The 21,026-nt window shown below is 58.1% G+C and carries 17 protein-coding genes; 9 read left to right on the top strand and 8 right to left on the bottom strand.

Going from position 1 to position 21,026, the window contains the following annotated elements:
- Positions 1 to 135: 135 nt before the first annotated feature.
- The gene (locus tag RSQ48_RS00970; RefSeq protein WP_240209192.1) at positions 136 to 1,020 is read left to right on the top strand and encodes a LysR family transcriptional regulator; all 885 of its coding nucleotides are present in this window, start codon (positions 136 to 138) and stop codon (positions 1,018 to 1,020) included.
- A 103-nt stretch (positions 1,021 to 1,123) separates the two neighbouring features.
- A complete protein-coding gene (locus RSQ48_RS00975) occupies positions 1,124 to 2,371 on the top strand; it encodes a D-amino acid dehydrogenase (RefSeq protein ID WP_240209193.1) in 1,248 nt (415 codons plus the stop codon).
- A 203-nt stretch (positions 2,372 to 2,574) separates the two neighbouring features.
- Here RSQ48_RS00975 and RSQ48_RS00980 read toward each other — a convergent pair whose 3' ends face one another.
- Positions 2,575 to 3,585, bottom strand: coding sequence for an acyltransferase (locus RSQ48_RS00980; RefSeq protein WP_059318368.1), 1,011 nt, complete (start codon positions 3,583 to 3,585; stop codon positions 2,575 to 2,577).
- A gap of 279 nt (positions 3,586 to 3,864) precedes the next feature.
- On the opposite strand from RSQ48_RS00980, the gene rmuC reads away from it, so the two are divergent.
- Positions 3,865 to 5,232, top strand: a complete 1,368-nt coding sequence (rmuC, locus tag RSQ48_RS00985; RefSeq protein ID WP_003804886.1) for a DNA recombination protein RmuC — start codon at positions 3,865 to 3,867, stop codon at positions 5,230 to 5,232.
- 173 nt (positions 5,233 to 5,405) lie between these two features.
- Here the strand turns inward: rmuC and RSQ48_RS00990 are convergent, their stop codons facing one another.
- Positions 5,406 to 7,970: an EAL domain-containing protein gene (locus tag RSQ48_RS00990; RefSeq protein WP_240209194.1), complete on the bottom strand. Its 2,565-nt coding sequence runs from the start codon at positions 7,968 to 7,970 to the stop codon at positions 5,406 to 5,408.
- A gap of 178 nt (positions 7,971 to 8,148) precedes the next feature.
- Here RSQ48_RS00990 and RSQ48_RS00995 point away from each other — a divergent pair, with 178 nt between their 5' ends.
- From RSQ48_RS00995 to RSQ48_RS01015, 5 genes are all read left to right on the top strand, one after another.
- Complete coding sequence (locus tag RSQ48_RS00995) at positions 8,149 to 8,427, top strand: acylphosphatase (protein WP_003804883.1); 279 nt, start codon at positions 8,149 to 8,151, stop codon at positions 8,425 to 8,427.
- Positions 8,428 to 8,572: 145 nt separating this feature from the next.
- The gene (locus tag RSQ48_RS01000) at positions 8,573 to 9,469 is read left to right on the top strand and encodes a MurR/RpiR family transcriptional regulator (RefSeq protein ID WP_240209195.1); all 897 of its coding nucleotides are present in this window, start codon (positions 8,573 to 8,575) and stop codon (positions 9,467 to 9,469) included.
- Between the two features lie 57 nt (positions 9,470 to 9,526).
- On the top strand, positions 9,527 to 10,525 hold the full coding sequence (locus tag RSQ48_RS01005) for a TAXI family TRAP transporter solute-binding subunit (protein WP_039944047.1): 999 nt from the start codon (positions 9,527 to 9,529) through the stop codon (positions 10,523 to 10,525).
- A gap of 93 nt (positions 10,526 to 10,618) precedes the next feature.
- Positions 10,619 to 13,264, top strand: coding sequence for a TRAP transporter permease (locus RSQ48_RS01010; protein ID WP_240209196.1), 2,646 nt, complete (start codon positions 10,619 to 10,621; stop codon positions 13,262 to 13,264).
- Positions 13,265 to 13,372: 108 nt separating this feature from the next.
- Positions 13,373 to 14,350: a pseudouridine synthase gene (locus tag RSQ48_RS01015; protein WP_240209197.1), complete on the top strand. Its 978-nt coding sequence runs from the start codon at positions 13,373 to 13,375 to the stop codon at positions 14,348 to 14,350.
- A 55-nt stretch (positions 14,351 to 14,405) separates the two neighbouring features.
- On the opposite strand, the gene RSQ48_RS01020 is transcribed toward RSQ48_RS01015, so the two are convergent.
- The 6 genes from RSQ48_RS01020 to RSQ48_RS01045 all read right to left on the bottom strand — a co-directional run bounded on the left by RSQ48_RS01020 (position 14,406) and on the right by RSQ48_RS01045 (position 19,997).
- Positions 14,406 to 15,395, bottom strand: a complete 990-nt coding sequence (locus tag RSQ48_RS01020; RefSeq protein ID WP_003804871.1) for an asparaginase — start codon at positions 15,393 to 15,395, stop codon at positions 14,406 to 14,408.
- A gap of 63 nt (positions 15,396 to 15,458) precedes the next feature.
- A complete protein-coding gene (locus RSQ48_RS01025) occupies positions 15,459 to 16,142 on the bottom strand; it encodes an ABC transporter permease (RefSeq protein ID WP_003804870.1) in 684 nt (227 codons plus the stop codon).
- On the bottom strand, positions 16,139 to 16,852 hold the full coding sequence (locus RSQ48_RS01030) for an ABC transporter permease (RefSeq protein ID WP_240209198.1): 714 nt from the start codon (positions 16,850 to 16,852) through the stop codon (positions 16,139 to 16,141). The genes RSQ48_RS01025 and RSQ48_RS01030 overlap by 4 nt, the downstream gene beginning before the upstream one ends.
- A gap of 18 nt (positions 16,853 to 16,870) precedes the next feature.
- The gene (locus tag RSQ48_RS01035) at positions 16,871 to 17,680 is read right to left on the bottom strand and encodes a transporter substrate-binding domain-containing protein (protein ID WP_131071167.1); all 810 of its coding nucleotides are present in this window, start codon (positions 17,678 to 17,680) and stop codon (positions 16,871 to 16,873) included.
- An 89-nt stretch (positions 17,681 to 17,769) separates the two neighbouring features.
- On the bottom strand, positions 17,770 to 18,549 hold the full coding sequence (locus RSQ48_RS01040; RefSeq protein ID WP_003804861.1) for an ABC transporter ATP-binding protein: 780 nt from the start codon (positions 18,547 to 18,549) through the stop codon (positions 17,770 to 17,772).
- Between the two features lie 158 nt (positions 18,550 to 18,707).
- The gene (locus RSQ48_RS01045; protein ID WP_003804860.1) at positions 18,708 to 19,997 is read right to left on the bottom strand and encodes a Glu/Leu/Phe/Val family dehydrogenase; all 1,290 of its coding nucleotides are present in this window, start codon (positions 19,995 to 19,997) and stop codon (positions 18,708 to 18,710) included.
- A 193-nt stretch (positions 19,998 to 20,190) separates the two neighbouring features.
- Between RSQ48_RS01045 and RSQ48_RS01050 the strand changes: the two genes are divergently transcribed.
- Positions 20,191 to 20,895 carry a YggS family pyridoxal phosphate-dependent enzyme gene (locus RSQ48_RS01050; protein WP_240209199.1) on the top strand — a complete coding sequence of 235 codons (705 nt, stop codon included), beginning with the start codon at positions 20,191 to 20,193 and terminating at the stop codon, positions 20,893 to 20,895.
- The last annotated feature ends 131 nt before the right edge of the window (positions 20,896 to 21,026 follow it).

Genomic DNA, 21,026 nt, shown 5'->3' on the forward strand with positions numbered 1-21,026 from the left:
GCAAAAGACTCAAAAGGCTATAGGATACCAAGTAAGCGCCGGGGGCTGATGGCTTTCCTGCCCGTACGGTTTTGCTGTCCAAGTTGCAGGATAATACCGGGTATTCACACCAGCACGCACCAGGAGGGCCCGTCGATGCGGTGGCGGCATGTAGAAATTTTTGACGCAATCTGCCGTGGCGGTTCATTGACACAGGCCGCGCAGTTGCTGCATATCTCCCAGCCTGCGGCCAGCAAGATGCTGGCAACGGCGGAAATGCAGCTGGGATTTCGGCTGTTTGACCGCGTGCGGGGCCGCTTGATCCCCACACGCGAGGCCAGCATCCTGGCGCCTTACGTGGCGCGCTTGCATCAGAATCTGGATGACGTCAGCCGACTGGCGCGCAATCTGCGCTCTCACCATGAAGGGCTGTGGCGTATAGGCAGCAGTCCGGCGTTTGGCCTGGAGCTGCTGCCGGTCGCCTTGAGTCGCTGCCGTCAGGCGCACCCGGCCATGAGTTTCGAGCTGCGTACCCACCATAGTGGCGAGTTGCTGCAAGCCTTGGAAACGCGCGACCTGGACATGGTGATGAGCTTTGATCAGGGCGAAGCCTCCGGTGTGCAGCGGCAGGTGTTGGCCCATACGGAACTGGTACACGTTACCTTGCCGGGCGTTGCTCCGTTGCGTCACTGGAAGGAGATGGCCGGGCGCGCCTTCATTGCTTTGGACGCGGATGACCCGGTCGGTGCGATGGTGGAAAGCCTGTTGCAAAACCATGCTCACGATGTCACGCCCTTTATGCGTGTGCAGACCCATTACGTTGCTTGCAGTCTGGTGGTGCAGCAGGTGGGCGAGGCCCTGGTCGATCTGGTCACCGCGCGCGCCATGCAAGGCCGAGGCCTTGCCATCCATCGTTTGCCCGAGCCTTTGCCTATCCCCGTGAGTATTTTGACGGCCCCTGATGATGCGGGCTCGGGTTCGCGCGAACGCGTGCTCGATCACATCCGGCAGGCGCTGCTGGAATGCCGTTTTCCTGGTTGAGTCGTTGGTTTTTCCATAACCCAGGGTTATGGACTACAGCAACTATTCATTGGCGTCCCGACGCCGCCCCCCAGACAATAGAGCAGTTATTGGGGGTATAGCCATGCATGTATGTATTATCGGCGCCGGTGTAATCGGAATGAGCACTGCGTTCATGTTGCGCCAGAAAGGGATCAAGGTCACGGTTCTGGAGGCCGGCCCGCAGGTGGCCGGACAGACCAGTTTTGCCAACGGTGGGCAGCTAAGTTACAGCTACGTCGCCCCCTTGGCGGATCCCGGCGTGTTCAAGGATTTGCCCCGCTGGTTGTTGAACAAAGACTCGCCCCTGCGTTTTAAGCCGGCCCTGAGCCTGCAGCAATGGCGCTGGCTGCTTCATTTTCTGAAAGCCTGCCGCAGTGATGTGGTGCGTCGGACTACTGCGCAGATGCTGAGTCTGTCCTACTTGAGCCGCGACGTTCTGCACGACTGGCAAGCACGTTTCAATCTGGAGTTTGCTCATCAACGCAATGGCAAACTGATTGTGTTCCGTAGCCCGGGCCCGTTTGAGCATGCGCGTGAGCAAGCGCAACTGCAGGCTGAGCTGGGTTCGTCGCAGCAAGTGCTGGAGGCCGCCCAGGTACTGGAATTGGAACCCTCACTACAGGCTTTGGGTTCACGCTTGCAAGGTGCGATTTACACACCGAGTGAAGAAGCGGGCGACGCTTGTTTGTTTGCCCTTGCCTTGCATGAGCGCCTGCAAAACGACGGTGACTACGAATTGAGGCTGAACACGCCGGTGCAGCGTTTTGTGATGGAAGGACGCGACATTCGCGCTGTGCACACCCCGCAAGGCGAGTTTCAAGCAGATCAGTTTGTTCTTGCCAGCGGGATGGGTACGGTGTCTTTGCTGCGGCAATTGGGTGGCCGCCCGTTGATTTATCCCTTGAAGGGTTATAGCTTGAGCCTGCCGCTGGAGGGTTTGAATCAGGCGGTGCCGGCGATCAGCGTCACCGATTACGAACAGCGTATTGTGTACGCCCGTCTGGGCAAGGTACTGCGCATGGCCGCGATGGTGGATATTGGGTTTGAAGGTTTGGATATTCCTGCTGCCCGCATGGCGACCTTGAAGCAGCAGGTCAATGGCCTGTTTCCCGGTCTGCCGCTGGAACAGGCCCAGACCTGGGCTGGTTTGCGGCCTGCGACGCCATCGGGCAAACCGGTGGTGGGAGCCAGCAAGCTGGCCGGCCGCTTGTGGGTGAACGCAGGCCACGGAGCATTGGGCTTTACCTTGGCTTGCGGCAGCGCAGCGATTCTGGCGGCTCACCTGACGGGCGAGGCATCTCCTATTGATGACGCGCCATTTCGTCCTTAAGCCTTGAAGGGGATGATGGGTACGAGGCCATCAATGGTCCATGGCCGGTCATGGGTTGACGGTGGCGGGGCGTGGTGTGAAGGCTTGGTGCTGGGTAATGAGCCGCGAATAATCAGTCGCGCCGATGGTGCACCCCTAGATGGAGATGGGCAAGTTTCTCTTTGGAAGCTAGCCCATTTTTTTTGTGTTTTACGTAGTGGTGTTTAGACGGTTGCCCGCAAAACCGGCGTCGCTTTGAAGCCGGCCGTCAGCAGCAGGGACAGACCATAGATGGCCACTGCCAACGCAGGAATTGACCACAGCGCATTGAAATCCAGCGCCGTGAACAGGTAGCGGTACATCAGGTCGATCAGCCAGGGGTGGATCAAATACACCCCCAAGGTCAGCTCCGCCAGATGGGCACTGATACGCGAGTTGATCAAGGGCTGATTCCAGTCACGCAGCAGCACGATCAACGCGATAGACATGGGGATGACGGTAATGCTCAGGTAGTCGTAAAAGTACGCCGCGGTTTGACGATCGTGGGTGATGGCCAACGCGTAAAAGCCCCAGGCTGTGGCCGCAATACTGCCCAGTAATACCGAGAGGGTCAGCCAGCGGGGCACGCGTACAGGTACTTTGCGCAGCAGATAGCCCAGCAGGAAATAGGGCAGATAAGACAGAAACCAGGTGAAGAAAGGAGCCGAGTGAGTGTTCAGCTCTGGCTTGCTCAGGGTGCTCAGCGCAGACAGTACGAAAGCGGCTCCAGTCAGCACCGTCAATTGCTTCAGATTGGTGTTCTGGACCATGCGACGCAAAAATGGCGTGAACAGGTACAGGAACACGATCATGTACAAAAACCAGAGGTGAAAATAGGGACGCCCCTGCAATAGACGCTCCAGATAGGGGTAGGGATCTGCCTGCGGCGTCCACCAATGTTGCTTGAAGGCGGTCCAGCCCAGGTAAAAGGCCGTCCAGAACAGCAAGGGCAGCAAGACCCGTGATGCCCGTTTGCGATAGAACAGTTTCATGCCTTCTTGAGGCCGGGGTTCGAGCAGGAGCGCACCGCTGACCATCACAAAGACCGGTACGCACCAGCGGGTGGCCGCATCATACAGATTGCCGCTCCACCAGTTGGCCGTGCCTACCTCGGCATTGAGGACGGCGTAGGCAGCGATATGCAGGCATACCACCGAGAAAATCGCCACGATCCGCGCATTGCTGATCCAGTTCATGAGAGGGCATAAAAAACAGACACCTGCTTATCCTAAGGGGCAGACGTTTCTGATTTGTCCCCCAAATACGGGATTTGGCGTCCAGTTTTGTCTGGATGTGACGGGAAGAGGGCGAGCTCACGGCTTGGCGGGCGCGGACACCGTCAGCGTGCTGTCTTTAGGTCGGGATTGAGAAAAGGGTGTATAAATTACCAGCGTTATACGGTTAAATAGCAGGCTTAGCCGGACAGACCGGTCAGGACATTCCTGATCTGGCGGTGCTGGGCAGGAGTAGGGTGGATGCAGCTGGATTTGACGGGAATGGATGTGCTGATCGCGGTGGTCGCCTTGGCGCTGGGACTGGTGCTGGGTGCATGGCTGCGGTCGCGCATGAGCGCCCCGGTCGAGCGGGCACTGGAGGATCGATGCGCGCGTCTGGAGCAGGATCTGGCCCATGCTCACGAGCACTCTCAGCACGCCCAGAACCGGGCCGTGGAACTGGATAAAGAGCTGATACGCCGCGATGCTCAGATTCAGGCCCAGGAACGGCGTAACCAGGCTATCCAGGAGGACCTGGAACATAGCCGTGAACAAATGCGGCTGCAGTTCGAGTCGCTGGCTCAACAGATTCTGGAGGCCAAAGGACAAACGTTGCGCCAGGACAGCCAGCGCACCCTGGATGAAATGCTGCGACCCTTTCGCGAGCAATTGGCTGGTTTTCAACTGCGGGTGAACCAGGTGCATGACGAGTCCGTGAAAGGCCAGACCGCCTTGAGTCTGGAGCTGCAACGCATGCAGGAAATGGGGCTGCGCATGAGTGCTGAAGCGCACTCGCTGGCGATGGCCCTGAAAGGTGATAAGAAAACCACGGGGAATTGGGGTGAAACCCAGCTGGAGAAAACGCTGGAAGTGGCGGGGCTGGTGCGTGGTGTGCACTTTGATACGCAGTGGCAGGCACGCGATGAGCAAGGCCGCCTGCGGTATCCCGACTTTGTGGTCCATCTTCCCCAGGACAAGCATCTGGTGCTGGACTGTAAGGTGTCCCTGGTGGACTACGACCGCGCCATTCGTGCTCAGACCGATGAGGAGCGTCAGCAAAGCCTGCAGGCGCATGTGCAGGCACTGCGCAACCATATTGATGATCTGGCCACCAAGGATTACAGCGCCTTGCCCGGTTTGAACAGCCCTGGTTTTGTATTCATGTATGTGCCGATTGAAGCGGCCTATATGCAGGCGTTGCAGCAGCATCATGGCCTGTTCGATTACGGTCTGGGCAAGAACGTCCTGATGGTTTCACACACGACCTTGCTGCCCATTTTGCGCACCGTAGCCAATATCTGGATGATGGTGCGCAGCAATGAGCAGGCCCACGAACTGAGCCAACGTGCAGGGGATATCTATAACCAGGTGTCTCTCCTGGCCGAACGTCTGAAAAAGCTGGGCGAAACCTTGGGGCAGGCGGGCAAACACTACAACAGCACTGTTACAGCACTGGCTGGCCAGCAAGGTTTGTACGGCAAAGTCAGCCGCTTTGCCGAGCTATCGGCCAGGGCCAAACGTACGCAGCCGGGGATTGAGCCCTTGCATACGGATATTGAGCATGAGCGGCTGGAATGGGTGTTGCCGCAAGAGACTGAGCCGGTGCAGGAAAAAGGGTCGGATGCGTGATCGTGCGTGACAGCACAAGCCCCTGCTTGGCTGCGCGATGAGGCCAGGCCGTCCTTATCGGACATGCCTGGAGTCGTGCCAATATCAGCGGGAAGATGGCCGTCAGGGCTGAGTGTGACGGGGCTGGCGTGGCGACGGGAATAAGGTGAAACCGGTGCATGCAGGCCGCGTTTTCAGGGGGCGGCGGCAGGACCCCCATCCTGCTCAATAAGCTCCAGCCACTGCTCCACCAGTTGCGGGGCGCTGAACAAATAGCCCTGCAATCCATGGCAGCCGCGACGTAGCAGGAATTCTTTCTGCTGCTCGTTTTCCACCCCTTCTGCCACCACGTGCAGGCCCAGTTGTCGTGCCATGGCCAGTACCGTGCGCACAATGGCGTTGGCTTCTTGCTCCCCAGGTACCCCCAGAATCAGGCTGCGATCCATTTTCAACTCATACAGTGGCAGGCGGCGTATGGCGGCCAGGTTGGAATAGCCGGTACCAAAGTCATCCATGGAAAAGCGGATGCCCAGATCCTTGAGTTCCCGCATCATGCTGTTGGCAGAGCTGAAGTCCTCCATCAGCACGCCTTCGGTAATCTCAAAAATCAGGCGATGGGCGGGGGCGCCGCTGCTTTCCAGAATCTGGCGTGTACGGCGGGCAAAATCGGGCCGGCGGAACTGGATCGGGCTGACGTTAATGGAAATCGGAAAGTGGCACTGCTGGGTTTGCAGCAGCAGATCACAGACCGAGGCCATGATCCAGTCGCCCAGGGGGGTGATCAGGTCCGTGCTTTCCGCCAGCGGAATGAACAGATTGGGAGTGAGCATGCCGCGGGTCGGATGCAGCCAGCGCAGTAGTACTTCCGCACCACAAATACGGTTGTGCTTGTCGTACTGGGACTGCACAAACAGGCGCAGTTGATCCGATCCTATGGCAAAGCGCAGATCGTGTTGCAGATTCAAATGTTCTTCGACGGCCTCTTGCATGCCAGGCTCGTACAGCGTGATCTGGTTGCGGCCATTTTCTTTGGAGCGATACATGGCCGTGTCGGCCTGACGCATCAGGTCTTCCGAAGTCAGGGTGCTGTCGGTAATCAGGGCCAGACCGATACTGCTGCTGCTCAGATACGAATGGCCTTCAATGTTGTAAGGCTCCTCAAGACGGGTGCGCACCAGTTCAGCAAATTCCAGTGCTTCTTTGTAGCAGTCGCGCACGGTGCCTGGGTGCAGAATCTTCAGGATGACAAACTCGTCCCCGCCCAGTCGGGCCACGATGTCCTGGGGGTCAATAATCAAGGACAGGCGGCGTGCTACTTTGCGCAGCAAGGCATCGCCAATGGCGTGTCCGCGTGCGTCGTTGATATGTTTGAAGCGGTCCAGATCCAGAAAGTACAACGCACCGGGCCGTTTGTAAGGCTCGATGGTTTGCAGGTGGCGTTCCAGGCGTTGCAGCAGCAGGCGGCGGTTGGGCAGTTCGGTGAGTGGGTCGTAAAAAGCCAGCCGATAGTTTTCTGATTGCGTGGCTTTAAGGGCCGAGATGTTGGTGGAGATGCAGTACAGGCTGGTTTGCCGCGTTTCCGGGTCTTGGACGGGCATCTTGATGGAGAAAAATGTGGCGCGTATATCGCCTTTACGGTCCCGCACCACCTCTTCCACGGCCAATCGTTCACCGCTGTACAGCACCTGTTCGTCGTTGTGTCGGAATTCGTTGATGGTCTGTTTGTTGGCGTACAGATCCTGATCGGTTTTACCCACAATGCTGTCGGTGGTGTAGTTCAGGTCCTCGCACAGCTTGCGGTTGGCGTATTGATAGCGGAACTGATCGTCCTTGATGTACACGTAGGCGTCAGTGGCATCGAGCACCGTATGCAAATGATGCTCGGTGCGCAGCAGTTTTTTGCGCTGGCGACGCAGGACAATGCGCATCAGGGTCACGGTAAGCAGAGCGATCGTCAACAAGACGCCCAGCGTCAGCAATGCAGGAATAATCCAGGGCTTGGTCGGCTTTTCGATCAGGCGCAGACCCCACTGGTTCAGCGTTTCGGTATAGAACGGGTCGTTATTGTCTTGCCAGTTCTTGATGTGGGTATCAATGGCCGCCAGCAGATCCAGGTTGCGGTCCTTGGCAGTGACAAAATAAGTGTTGGTCGGTTCCAGCCGGATAGGGGCGGTTTTCAGGCCATGTTCACCGGCATGGCGTACCCCAAATAAATGGCCGACTACTGCGGCGTCGGCCTGTTTGGTCTGTACCAGTTTCAGGGCACTGTACTGGGAGTCGGTGATGACCAGCCTGGAGCCCAGTTCCAGTTTTTGCAAAATATTGTAGAGCTGGGTCAGTTGCAGGGTGCCGCTCATGACCGCAATGCGTTTGCCATTCAGGTCGTTCAGCGCGCCGATATGTGTGGTTTTGCCTGTGAAGATCTGAGACCAGTCCTCCAGCACCGCTCGGTTGTGGTAGCTGTACAGCGCTGCCCGTTCGGGCGAATAGGCCAGTCCTGGCACGAGATCGAGCAGGTCGTTTTGCAAGGCGTTCAGGCACTGTTGCCAGTCGCACTGTACCGCCTCCAGGGTCCAGCCCTCGCGCTTGGCAATCTCCATCAGCAGCTCGCCCATAATGCCGCCGGGACGGGCCTGGCTATCTAGCAAAAGCTTGGGGGGATTTTCATAGACGCCCACACGCACAATATGCTCTTGGGCATGCGGTGCCGCCTGGGCAAAGGGGACCAACAGGCCCAGGATAGCCAGTAGGCTTGGCATGTAGATTGCCCTGCGCAGCGATAGATAAATAAGGCGGGGCAAGTTCATGATGAAGTGGCTGCACAAAGCAGTGAATCGGGTGCGGTCATGCAACAATGATGTGACTAATTTAACTGAATATCGAGAACGGGGGCGGATGCGTGCCACATTTCGGTAACAAATAGCAGGGAGCAGACGAATGGCGGATTGTGAAACCGTAGAGGTGAGTGTTAAAGGGCGGGTCCAGGGGCTTGGGTTTCGTGCCAGCGCCTTGCGTCACGCGCATCTGTATGGCGTCAAAGGCTGGGTCAGCAATGCAGGGGACGGCTCGGTGGAGCTGTTGTTGCAAGGCACGGCCGATGCCATCGATCGTATGGTCAGCTGGCTTTATATCGGTCCCGAGCAGGCGCAGGTTGAGCAGGTGGATATACAGCGCTCTTACACCGACAAGCGTTACGACTTTTTCGAAATTCGCTAATGCCACCCATCATTGGCAGCACAACGCCCTGAAAAAGAAATAATGATAGCGAATTGCGGGCAAACCCTAGTAAAACATTTGTTTTTTTTGTTCGTCTCCAGATTAACATGCGTTTTATTGTGTGGATGTGTGAGTAGAACGATACATGGAGCCCTTGTTACGCCTGCAGCGTCTCTTGCCTGAGCTGACTCCCGAGTTGCGTCGGGCGGCCCAATGGGTAGAACGCCATCCGGTAGAGGTCAGCCTGTGGTCCATGCGCAAGCAGGCGCAGGCCTTGTCGCTGGCTCCGGCCACCATGCTCCGTCTGGCCAAAGCGGCGGGCTATGAAAGCTATGATGGCTTTCGCGAGCCCTTCCAACAGGCTTTGCATCGCACCAGCGGCACGATGGCCGCACGCGCCCAGAACTTGCAAGGCAGCCGCGCCTCGGAGCAACAGGCCAGGGACTTGGGTGCGCAACAGGAGCAGGCGTTGGCGTCCGTGTTGCGGCTCAACCCGCTTAATGCGCTCGATGCGTGCGCCCGGGCCATTCTGGGCGCGTCCAAGGTCGGGTTCTTGGGGCTGGGAGCCAGCTTTGCCTGCGCTTTTCAGATGCATTACGCCTATCAGCTGATTCGGGGCGACGGTGTCTTGCTGAACCGGGCGGCCGATTTGCTGCTGGAGCTGGAAACGGGTCTGGATAGCGGCAGTGTGTTGCTGGTCATCAGTCAGGCGCCGTACGTTAAAGCCGCGGTCAACAGCGTGCAGCAAGCGGTGCAACGCGGGATTCCCGTCGTGGCGATTACCGATAGTGTGTTGTCACCGATTGCACAAGGTGCCCGGCATGTTTTGTTGTTTGAGGCACAGACCGGTGGTCAGTGCGCAGCAAGTTTTTTCCATTCCCTGGTGGGAGCCGTCACCGTGGCCGAGCATCTGCTGGCGCGGATTGCCGCGCTGGGAGGCAAGCCGGTTGTACAGCGCTTGGCGCAACTGGAGACATCCTTTCGTAGTCAGGGAATTTATTGGCAGCACGATGAAGAGGCAGGCCCGGCTCCTGCAAAGTGAAGAAAACCGGCCGTACCGGCTATACAAACAGGGGATTTCCCCATGGGAGACAAGAAGATGGAACACATTAGCAAACAAACCGGCAAAAAGAAGGTGTGGGCGCTCAGCGCAACGGCGGCGGTTTGCGCCATGCTACTGAGCCCGCTGCCGGCCAGTGCCCAGCAGAAATTTGTCAGTATCGGCACGGGAGGCGTGACTGGCGTGTATTACGCCGCGGGCGGTGCGATTTGCCGTCTGGTCAATAAAGATCGGGGTACCGATGGCGTGCGCTGCTCGGTAGAGTCCACCGGAGGCTCGGTTTTCAACGTCAATACCATCAAGGCCGGTGAGCTGGACCTGGGCGTGGTGCAGTCCGATGTAGGTTACAACGCCTATAACGGTGAAGGGCAGTTCAAGGACGGAGGGGCTTACAAGAAGCTGCGTTCGGTGTTTTCTATTCACCCGGAACCCTTTACCGTGCTTTCGCGCAAAGAGGCCAACATCAATACCTTTGATGATTTCAAGGGAAAACGCTTTAACGTGGGCAATCCGGGCTCGGGCACACGGGCATCGATGGATCAGTTGTTGCAGGCAATGGGTCTGGACAACAGCTTTTTCTCGCTGGCCTCGGAACTGCGTCCTGATGAGCATGGCCCGGCCCTGTGTGACGGCAAGATCGATGGCTTCATTTATGGCGTAGGCCACCCCTCGGCCAATATTCAGGACCCCACCACCTCTTGCGGCGCCAAGCTGGTCCCACTGACCGGAGCGGCGGTAGACAAGTTGGTCGAGACCTATCCCTACTACGCCAAAGCCGTGATTCCAGGCGGGTTGTACCCAAATAACCCGGACGATGTGCAAACCTACGGCGTTTTGGCCACCTTTGTGACATCGGAAGATGTGCCCGAAGAGTCGGTCTATAACGTTGTCAAAGCCGTGTTCGACAATTTTGACGACTTCAAGCGCTTGCACCCTGCATTGGCAAACCTGAAAAAAGAGGACATGGTTAAAAATGGCCTGTCCGCTCCCTTGCACAAAGGGGCTGAAAAGTACTTCAAGGAAAAAGGGCTGCTGTAAGACAGTCTGATCGTGGCCAGGCCGGCACAGGCCGCCTGGCCGCAAGTGCCGCTGCACCAGCAGTGGTCTTGCTTTTCCTGGAGACACATGCAAATGACACAACAAGAACCTAAAAAAACGGCGCAGGACGTCGCTCTGACACAGGATGAAACAGCACAACTGGAAAAACTGGTTGCCGATGTAGACCGGGGCGGGCGCTCGGTCACGGGTGCGGCGGGCATGGTGTTGTTCCTGGCTGCAATCGGCTGGTCTCTGTTCCAGCTCTGGTACGCCTCTCCGTTGCCTTTTGCCCTGAATCTGGGGATTTTCAATGATACTGAGGCGCGTGCCCTGCACTTGGGCATCGCCATGTTTCTGGCCTATCTGGCGTATCCTGCCTGCAAGAGTTCGGCTCGGGATCGCATCCCTGTTCAAGACTGGATATTGGCGCTGATCGCCGCATTTTGCGGCTCGTATCTGTTCTTTTTCTATAAAGAGCTGGCCATGCGTCCCGGCATCCCGACCACGATGGACGTGGTGGTGGCCAGTGTGGGTCTGGTCTTGCTGCTGGAGGCCACGCGGCGCTCCCTGGGCGCGCCCATGGCGGTATTGGCGCTTATTTTCATTGCCTATATCTTTTTGGGCCCCTGGTTGCCCGATGCCTTGTCCCACCGTGGCGCTTCCTTGCAGCGTCTGGTCTCACACATGTGGTTGACCACCGAAGGGGTCTACGGGGTGGCCCTGGGCGTTTCTGTTTCTTATATTTTCATTTTTGTATTGCTGGGCTCGTTGCTGGATCGTTGCGGGGCGGGCAATTACATGATGCAGGTCTCCTTTGCCTTGTTGGGGCACTTGCGCGGCGGGCCTGCCAAAGTGGCGGTGGTGTCCTCGGCGGTCAATGGCATTGTCTCGGCCTCCTCGGTTGCCAACGTGGTGACGGGGGGCATTTTCACCATCCCCCTGATGAAAAAAGCCGGTTACGGTGGCATCCGTGCCGGCGCGATTGAAACCGCCTCCTCGGTCAATGGGCAGATCATGCCCCCAGTCATGGGCGCAGCTGCGTTTCTGATGATTGAGTATGTCGGCATTCCCTATACCGACATCATTCGGCATGCCTTGCTGCCTGCGGTCATTTCGTACATTGCCCTGTTCTACATCGTGCACCTGGAGGCGCTCAAACTGGGGATTCAACCGATGATGGCATCGGGCAAGCCCAAGACCTTTGTGCAAAAACTGGCTGGCTGGGGCATGGGGACGGCCGGCACCCTGATTGTGATGGGGCTGGTGTACTGGATAGGCGTCGGCGTGCAGGCGGTGGCCGGTGCCGCTGCAATCTGGATTCTGTTGTTCCTGCTACTGGCCTTGTACGTGTTTTTGCTGAAAGTGGCAGCGGATCATGAGGATCTGCCCACCGATATCAATGTGAACACGCCGGTGCGGCCAGAACCCTGGCCAACGGTGCGAGCCGGTTTGTATTTTCTGATCCCGATTGGCATTTTGGTCTGGTGCCTGACGGTAGAGATGATGTCTGCGGGCCTGTCGGCTTTCTGGGCAGTAATGGCCATGTTGTTCCAGATGGCGACACAACGGCCCATCATCGCCTGGTTTCGCAAACAGGCGACCGCCCAGCCTCTGCGCCAGGGCATCAGTGAAGTCTGGGTGGGGCTGCAGGAAGGCGCTCGCAATATGGTGGGCATCGGCATTGCCTGCGGGACGGCGGGCCTGATTGTAGGTGCCATCACACTGACTGGTCTGGGCCTGCGCATGACTGCCTTCGTGGAGATGGTATCCATGGGCAATGTGCTGGTCATGCTGTTTTTCACCGCTGCAGTATGTCTGGTTCTGGGTCTGGGTATGCCAACGACCGCCAACTACATTTTGATGGCGACCTTGATGGCCCCCGTCGTGGTGGAACTGGGGGCGCAAAGCGGGATGGTCATTCCGCTGATTGCGGTCCACATGTTTGTGTTCTATTACGGGATCATGGCGGACATCACGCCGCCGGTCGGCCTGGCCACCTTTGCAGCGGCAGCCATTTCAGGTGAGGACCCGATCAAGACGGGCGTGCAGGGCGTGATCTATGCGATGCGCACCGCCGTGTTGCCGTTCATGTTCATCTTCAATCCCATGCTGCTGCTGATCGGCATTCACAGTGCCTGGGAATTAATGCTGGTGGTGCTGGGCGCCACGGTTGCATCGCTGGCCTTTGCCGCAGCCACCATGGGCTGGTTGCGGATCAAGACGAGCTGGCTGGAGACCGGCCTGCTGTTGCTGGTGACTTTCATGTTGTTCCGCCCCGACTGGTTTATGGATCACGTTGCTGAGAAATATCAGGATCGTCCTGCTTCGGAGTTGATGCAGATTGTGCAGACCATACCGGATGGCGGAAATCTGGTGGTTCAACTGGCCGGGATGAACCTGGAAGGCAAGGATTTGCAGAAAACAGTAGCGGTGTCGTTGCCGGCCTTGCCGCCAGGTGACCAAGCGAGCGGTCTGGCAGCGGCCAGCAAGCGCTTGTCGCAAGCGGGCCTGACGATCATGGCATTTGGCGACACGGCCCAAATTGCATCCGTGAGTTTTGGCAGTCCCGCACGTCGAGCCGGGTGGGAGCAAGGCTGGGACATTGAGCAGGTGAAGGTGCCTCATCCAGATCGCCCTTCGGAATTCTGGGTGTATATACCCGCTTTTCTGATCTTGATCTGGCTGTGGACTCGTCAAGGTGTGCGGATGCGTCGTATCCCCGATCCGGTTCGGCACTGAGCGTGTCAGTACTACCGGCCGTCCTTGCGGTGGCGGGTAGTACACTGATGGCCCTGATTGTCTGGCCCGCTGCGTTGGCGGGCCGTTTTCCGTGTGGCTTTTCTTGTCATGACACCGATAAACAGCGTCCCGCCCGTGCCTTCGCGTGACGGGGTCAGCCCCAGCAAAGTGTGGTGCCCGCCCGGTCCGTGGCAGCGGCTCGATGAGTTTTTGCTGCAGCGTTTTCCACATGTGAATCCTGAGGTTTTGCTCGATAGACTCAGGCGTGGCGACATTCTGGATCAGAATGCGGTACCCCAGACGCTGGATTCACCCTACCGGGCTGAGCGTTGGCTGTGGTACTTCCGCATGGTGGACAAGGAAACCATCGTTCCCTTTGAGATGCCCATCCTGTATGCGGATGAGTGTTTGATTGCGGTCGACAAGCCGCATTTTCTGGCGACGACGCCCGGCGGACGCTATTTGCATGAAACAGCCTTGAGTCGCCTGCGAAAACATTTCAAAGAGGATGGCATCAGCCCTATTCACCGGCTGGACCGGGAAACAGCGGGTATTTTGCTGTTTTGTCGGGACCCGTCTGCCCGTGGGGCATATCAGTCCCTGTTTCAGCAAGGTGGCATTGAGAAGGAATATGAGGCGGTGGCACCATTTCAGGAAAAACTGGCAAGCGGGCTGGTGTACCGTAGCCGCCTGAAAGAGGTGCCGGGCCGTTTTGTGATGGAAGAAGTGGCGGGAGAGCCCAACAGCAGTACCGAAATCGTGTGCGAGCGACATTGGCAGACCGGGCAGGGCGATCATCGGGCGCTTTATCGCCTGCGCCCGCATAGCGGTCGCAAGCATCAGTTGCGGGTGCATTTGAGCAGCTTGGGTGCCCCCATTCTCAATGATGTGTTTTATCCGGAGTTGTTGCCCGAGCGCGCTGCCGATGATTTCAGTCAGCCGCTGCAATTGCTGGCGCGGCACATTGCATTCATCGACCCTTTGAGTGGCCAGCTACGGCGCTTTAGCAGCCAACGTCAGCTGTGGAGCTGGCCTAGTTGGCCTCAGCGTTCACGCCGCGACTCGAACTGCGGGCATCTTGAGTGAACGTCAGGCGGGCAACAGGTGTACGTCCCCTTGGCACACCAGCCGGTCCGGGCACTCAGTAATCGCGGAAAACCGCTTCGATCTCATCGTGTTCCAGCTTGTTGGCCAAGGACAGCATCAACAAGATTCGGGCCTTTTGCGCGGGCAGGTAATGCGCTGCGATCGTGTGATGGTCGGCATCATAAGCGCTGTCTGTCACAGGCCCTGCAGGGATACGGGAGGCGCGGACACAGACCACGCCGAGCCGGTGAGCCAGGCTGACCCCTTCCAGCGCGCCAGGAGTCAGGCTGCCGTTTCCGGTTGCGGCCACTACCAGGCCCTGCACGCCGCTTTGGGCCGCGTGGCGATACAGTTCGGCCAGCGTGTCGGGATGATCGTAAAAAATCTGCACTTTGGGCAGGCTGTGCAAAGAGCGAACATCGAACAGGCTGCTGTGGGTATGGGGCAGCAGGCTGCGCATCATGAAACGAGCCTGGCCGCCCGCTACCAGTCCCAGTGGGCCGGCATCGGGCGAACCAAATGCGCCGGTCTGGGTGGTGTGTTGCTTGCTCAGAAAACGGGCGCTGTGAATCTGGTCATTGAGCAGCACCAGCACGCCCTGATCCTGAGCCCGCGACGAGCAGGCCACTTGCACTGCCTGGTATAGGTTCAGCGGTCCGTCGGCGCTCAGGGCCGAGGCCGGGCGCATGGCCGCTGTCATCACCACCGGCTTATCGGTTTTCAGGGTCAGGTGCAGGAAAAAAGCACTTTCTTCCAGGGTGTCGGTGCCATGGGTAATGACGGCGCCGTTGATATCGGGGCGTGCCAGCAGCGCATTGAGTTTGTGGGATAGCTCCAACAGCATCCGCGAACTCATGGCCCGACTGTCCACGTTGAAAATCTGGTGGCATTCCAGGTCGGCCAGCTCATTGAGAGCCGGTACGGCTTGTAAAAGCGTTTCCACGCCCTGGGTGATGTCGTAGTCAGTCAGGCCCAGATTGGATTGGGTGGTGGCGGCAATCGTGCCGCCGGTGCCCACCAGGGCCAGTTTGGGGCGTGTTGGCATGTGACAGTGCTCCGCGTCCAGTTGTTATGGTCGGTAGGGCGCACAGTCTGGGTGAACGTCGGTTCAACGGCGAACTTTCAACCAGCGCTCGATCAGGTGTACTACCGACAGCAGGGTAAAGTTAATCAGCAGGTACAGCAGGCCCGCAATCACGAAGGTCTCGATGATGGCGTAGTTCTGGTTCATCAAGCGTTTGGCATGGCCGGTCAGATCCATGACGGCAATGGTCGAGGCCAGACTGGTGCCTTTGATGGCCAGCACGATTTCATTGCTGTAGGCCGGCAAGGCCTGGCGGATGGCCAGGGGGAAGACGACGCGGCGAAAGCGCATCCAGGCGGACATGCCGATGGATTTGGCGGCCTCGATCTGGCCGACCGGAACGGCCTGAAAGCCCCCACGGAACACTTCGCTGACATAGGCGCCACTGTTCAGGCCAATGGCCAAAATGGCGCAGCGCATGCCATCGCTGAACAGCCACCATAGGGCGGGGGTCTCGCGCACAAAACTCACCGTGCCTACGCCGTAATACAGCAGAAATAACTGAACCAGCAGGGGGGTGCCCCGAAAAACGGTGCTGTAGCCAAAGGCAAAACCGTTCAGAAGACGGCTGTGGGACTGGCGCATCAGGGCCAGGGACAGGCCGATGAACAGCGACAGCACAATGCCCCACAGACCGATATACACGCTCATGCCAAACCCTTTGAACAGGGTTTCGATGGTCGTGTTGAATAATTCCAGATCTATCATGGCCGGGCTCTCATGCCTTTGCCGGTATAGCGTTCGGCCAGTAAAAACAGGGCCTGACTACAGGCACCGATCAGAAAATAAAGCACGCCCGCAATCAGGTACATGGCCATCGGTTCGCGTGTGTTGGCCGCTCCCAGGGTGGCGGCGCGCATGATTTCGACCAGGCCGACCAGCGAGATCAGGGCGGTGTCCTTGAGTGCGGTCTGCCAGACATTATTGGCGCCGGGCAAGGCATACCAGAGCATTTGCGGCAGGATAATGCGGCGCAGGCGCTGCCAGGATGACATGCCGATGGCCTTGGCCGCCTCGATCTGGCCTTCAGGAATGGCCTGCAAGGCGCCGCGAAAGACTTCCACGCTGTACGAGCCGGCAATCAGGCCAATCGCCAAAATGCCCACCAGGGCGGGAAACCAGCGGGTGACGACATCTTCCATGCGCATGAAGTCGGCCAGATCGGAGACAAATTGCACCGAGCCGAAAAACAGCAGATAGATGATGAGCAGCTCAGGGATGCTGCGCACAACCGTGGTGTACAAGCTGACGGGGCCACGCAGCCAGCGTGGCCCGTTGGTCTTGATGCTGGCTCCTGTAATTCCAATGACAACGCCAAGGGCCATGCCCAAAACGGAGATCAGCAAGGTCATTGCCGCTCCGCGAAGGAACATCCAGCCCCAGCCTTCGCGCAGCACATTAAAAATGGTCTCTAGCATCAAGTGGTACTTCTCGACTTATTTCTTGCAGATCTCGTAGTTGGCGATGTCGATGTCAAACCACTTTTCGCTGGCGGTCTTGACGGTGCCATCGTCAATCAGCTTGCACAGGGCAGCATCAACCTTGGCTTTCAGTTCTGCATTGTCTTTGTGGATACCGACGGCAATGCCGTAACCCAGCGTCTCGGGATCGGAGGAGCCCTTGATGACCAGCTTGGACAGGGCAAAGTTCTGCTCGCCAACCTTATGCAGAAATTTGGACTGAGAGGTCAGGTCGGCAAAGGTGCCGTTCAGACGACCGGCGTCCAGATCAATTTGCATCTGGTCCAGGGTTTCGTAATTCTTGACAGTGGTCTTGGGGGCTTTCTTGGCCAGGAAAGCGCCATGTGTGGTGCCGCCCTGAACGCCAATGGTTTTACCGGCCAGGCCGTCAAAAATGGTCTGTTCGTTGTCGGCGCCGATCAGCTCGCTGTTCTTGGGCAACACGAAAATCGCGTCTTCAACGGCGTAAGGAATACTGAAATTGACGCGCTTGGCACGCTCGGGTGTATAGGACATGCCCGAGATGATCAGGTCAAAGCGTTTGGCATCCAGGGAAGGAATCAGGCTGTCAAAGGCTTGCACGATGAATTTGCAATCGCTGTTCAGCTCTTTGCACAGGGCTGCGCCAATATCGGCGTCAAAGCCGGTGACTTTACCAGCGGCGTCCACCATGCTCCATGGCGGGTAACCACCTTCGGTACCGATTTTCAGGGTGTCTGCCATTGCAGCCTGGGAGCCCAACAGGGCCAGGCTTGCACAGATCAGGGTCTTGCTGAGGAAACTCATGGTCTGGCTCTCCTTTGTGGAAAGGCTGGTCAGGGCCGTCTCAGCCCTGCTGGTTTTCCAGCCGGTGTCGTATGCACGAAGCGATGATCTTACTGCATTGGTTGTAAAAACTGCTGTAGACGCTCGGATTGTGGCCTATCGAACAGGTCTTTGGGGTGGCCGCGCTCTTCAATCAGGCCGTTGTGCATGAAAATGGTCTCGGAAGAGACGTCGCGCGCAAAGTTCATTTCGTGGGTCACCAAAATCATGGTGCGGCCTTCCTGGGCCAATTGGCGAATCACACGCAGCACCTCGCCCACCATTTCCGGGTCCAGCGCCGAGGTCGGCTCGTCAAACAGCAAGACATCCGGGTCCATGGCCAGGGCGCGGGCAATGGCCACACGCTGCTGCTGTCCGCCCGACAGCTCGGCTGGATAGGCATCACACTTAGTGCTCAGACCCACCTTGCCCAGCAGTTCGCGGGCGTAGTCGGCCGCTTCCCGGGCCGGACGTCCTTTGACATGGATGGGGCCTTCGGTGACGTTTTGCAGCACCGTGCGGTGCGACCAAAGATTGAAGTTCTGAAACACCATGCCCAGGCGTGCGCGGACTTGTTCAAGCAGGCGCGGATTGTCCGTCTGGCAAATTCCCTTGCGATTGCGGTGGCTGCGCAAAATGTCATTGCCGATCTGGATCTCGCCCTGATCGGGGACGACCAGATGGTTGATGCAGCGCAGCAAGGTGCTTTTGCCCGAACCGGAGGCACCGATGATGGAAAGCACATCGCCCTTGTGGGCTTGCAGGGAAATGCCCTTGAGCACCTCGTTGGTGCCAAAGCGTTTGTGGATGTCGCGTACCTGGACCGCCGCGTTCAGGTCATTGTTATTCACAGCAACGTCCTTGCGGTCAAAGAGAAAGGGGGTAAGGGTTTCATACGGGTGTCATATCCTGGATGCCCGATTCTACCGCTTTCCCCCTGTTTTTTTTGCACAGGCGCTGTATTTTGCTCATAAAAAGCGGCATAAACCGGGTATGCCGCCTTACAAGCTTAAGGATACAGGCCGCGTACCTGACGAGATTCCAGAATGCGGGCGCAACCCACGATAAAGGCAGCCGTGCGCAAGGTGACGTTGTGCTCCTTGGCGACCGCCGCCACGGTGGTGTAGGCCGAGCGCATCATCATTTCCAGACGGTTGTTGATCTCGTCCTCGGTCCAGAAGAAGCTGGAGAAGTCCTGGACCCACTCGAAATAGGACACGGTGACACCACCGGCGTTGGCGACCACGTCCGGCACAATGGTCACGCCCTTGCTGTTCAGAATGTCGTCGGCTTCGGGGGTGGTGGGGCCATTGGCACCCTCGATCACAATGCGGGCGCGAATGCGGTCGGCATTGTGCTTGTTGATCTGGCCTTCCAGGGCAGCCGGAATCAGCAGATCGGTTTCAATGTGCCAGAAGTCTTCATTGGCGATGGCCTCCGCGTTGGGAGCGCCGGCCAGACCCTTGTGCTGTTCCATGTGGTTCAGCAAGGCCAGTACATCCAGGCCGTTGGGGTTGTACACGGTGCCGGTGTGGTCCTGTACGGCCAGCACCTTGGCGCCGGCTTCCTGGAACAGGCGCGCCGCAGTGCCGCCCACATTACCGAAGCCTTGCACAATGACGCGTGCGCCGTTCAGGTCGATGCCGGCATCACGGGCCGCTTCGCAGCCTACGGTAAATACGCCGCGCCCGGTGGCTTCCACCCGGCCCAGGCTGCCGCCCAGGGACACGGGCTTGCCGGTGACCACCCCTGTGCTGGTGCCGCCCACGTTCATGGAATAGGTGTCCATCATCCAGGCCATGGTCTGGGCGTTGGTGTTGACGTCCGGAGCGGGAATGTCCTTGTTGGGGCCGATGATCACGCCGATCTCGCTGGTGTAGCGGCGGGTGATGCGCTCCAGTTCGGCCTGGGAGTAGTTGCGCGGGTCAATACGAATACCGCCCTTGGCACCGCCAAATGGCAGATTCACGGCAGCCGATTTGATCGACATCCAGGCAGCCAGGGCCATCACTTCGGACAAGGTCACGTCCTGGTGATAGCGCACGCCGCCCTTGCCAGGGCCACGGGAAGTATTGTGCTGAACGCGGTAGCCCTCAAAATGAGCCACGGTGCCGTTATCCAGTTCAATGGGGACATCGACAATCAGTGTGCGCTTGGGACGCTTGAGTGTTTCAACCCATCGGGACAGTTTGCCCAGATACGGTGTGACTCGCTCCACTTGTTCGAGATAAATACCCCACGGGCCGACGTCGTCGGCGTTCAGGTATGACGGCAAAGCATGGGTGGGACGATCTGTCATGAGCTCCTCGATAAGGTTGGGGAAACGGGATACGAGTACACCGTGAAGACGCCAATGGCATACAGACATGCAACGGGGCAAACACGCGGTCGATGGGCTTAGCGATGGCCGTGTGTAACAGTTATGCTATCGGAAATGGCCGCTGTTGTGTTTGCAGCGTTTGCAATGGTTTTCTCTGGATGCGTGTGCATTGATGGCTTTTTCTGACTCTTCCCTTTCAGGTCGGCTGGCGCAGCTGCGCCAGCGTATCGAACAGGCTTGCCTGCAGGCTGGCCGCCCTGCCAATGCGGTGGCTCTGTTGCCGGTAAGCAAAACCTTTCCTGCGCCCGTGCTGGCCCAGGCCCTGGATTTGGGCTTGTCGCGAATGGGGGAGAACAAGGTTCAGGAGATTCGTGACAAGCAGGCAGAGCTGGCCGATCGCGCGGTCCAGTGGGTGATGATAGGCCATCTGCAAAGCAATAAGGCCAAAGATATCGCTCGTTTGGCCAGCGAAGTGCAATCTTTGGACCGTTTGTCGCTGGCTCAGGCCCTGGATAGACACCTGCAAACCGAACAGCGCAGCCTGGATGTGCTGATTCAGGTCAAGACCTCGCCCGAGCCCAGCAAGTTTGGTCTGGCACCGCAAGAGCTGCCTGCGTTCATGCAATCCCTGCGCTCACTGGACACCTTGAAGGTGCGCGGCTTGATGACCATGGCCGTCAATAGCGATGATCCGCAGGCCGTGCGCGCCTGTTTCGCACAGTTGCGCCAGTGGCGTGACCGTCTGGTGGAATTGGGCTATGAACAGGTGAAAGGCCTGTCCATGGGCATGAGCGGAGATTTCGAGCTGGCGATTCAGGAAGGTTCTACCGAAGTCCGGCTTGGCTCGGCCCTGTTTGGCGCACGTGACTATGGCTGATCGATATCCGCATCGTTACTAATGCCCTGGGTGAGGCGCTCCGCGCATAATGTCTCTGCGCATCCCGGACGGGATGCTTAAAACTTAAAAAAAAGCGGCGCCAAAAGCGCTGCCTGCATGCACAGAGGAGA

The sequence above is a fragment of the Alcaligenes sp. SJTW-7 genome (assembly GCF_047716895.1).
Taxonomy (GTDB): Bacteria; Pseudomonadota; Gammaproteobacteria; order Burkholderiales; family Burkholderiaceae_B; genus Alcaligenes; species Alcaligenes ammonioxydans.

Coding starts and splice junctions, on each gene's coding strand:
- RSQ48_RS01020 (WP_003804871.1), bottom strand. CDS start 15,395: ATGCCAACACGCCCCAAACTGGCCCTGGTGGGCACCGGCGGCACGATT.
- RSQ48_RS00980 (WP_059318368.1), bottom strand. CDS start 3,585: ATGAACTGGATCAGCAATGCGCGGATCGTGGCGATTTTCTCGGTGGTA.
- RSQ48_RS01030 (WP_240209198.1), bottom strand. CDS start 16,852: ATGCTAGAGACCATTTTTAATGTGCTGCGCGAAGGCTGGGGCTGGATG.
- RSQ48_RS00995 (WP_003804883.1), top strand. CDS start 8,149: ATGGCGGATTGTGAAACCGTAGAGGTGAGTGTTAAAGGGCGGGTCCAG.
- RSQ48_RS00970 (WP_240209192.1), top strand. CDS start 136: ATGCGGTGGCGGCATGTAGAAATTTTTGACGCAATCTGCCGTGGCGGT.
- RSQ48_RS00990 (WP_240209194.1), bottom strand. CDS start 7,970: ATGCCAAGCCTACTGGCTATCCTGGGCCTGTTGGTCCCCTTTGCCCAG.
- RSQ48_RS01000 (WP_240209195.1), top strand. CDS start 8,573: ATGGAGCCCTTGTTACGCCTGCAGCGTCTCTTGCCTGAGCTGACTCCC.
- RSQ48_RS01005 (WP_039944047.1), top strand. CDS start 9,527: ATGGAACACATTAGCAAACAAACCGGCAAAAAGAAGGTGTGGGCGCTC.
- RSQ48_RS00975 (WP_240209193.1), top strand. CDS start 1,124: ATGCATGTATGTATTATCGGCGCCGGTGTAATCGGAATGAGCACTGCG.
- RSQ48_RS01025 (WP_003804870.1), bottom strand. CDS start 16,142: ATGATAGATCTGGAATTATTCAACACGACCATCGAAACCCTGTTCAAA.
- RSQ48_RS01010 (WP_240209196.1), top strand. CDS start 10,619: ATGACACAACAAGAACCTAAAAAAACGGCGCAGGACGTCGCTCTGACA.
- RSQ48_RS01050 (WP_240209199.1), top strand. CDS start 20,191: ATGGCTTTTTCTGACTCTTCCCTTTCAGGTCGGCTGGCGCAGCTGCGC.
- RSQ48_RS01015 (WP_240209197.1), top strand. CDS start 13,373: ATGACACCGATAAACAGCGTCCCGCCCGTGCCTTCGCGTGACGGGGTC.
- RSQ48_RS01045 (WP_003804860.1), bottom strand. CDS start 19,997: ATGACAGATCGTCCCACCCATGCTTTGCCGTCATACCTGAACGCCGAC.
- rmuC (WP_003804886.1), top strand. CDS start 3,865: ATGCAGCTGGATTTGACGGGAATGGATGTGCTGATCGCGGTGGTCGCC.
- RSQ48_RS01035 (WP_131071167.1), bottom strand. CDS start 17,680: ATGAGTTTCCTCAGCAAGACCCTGATCTGTGCAAGCCTGGCCCTGTTG.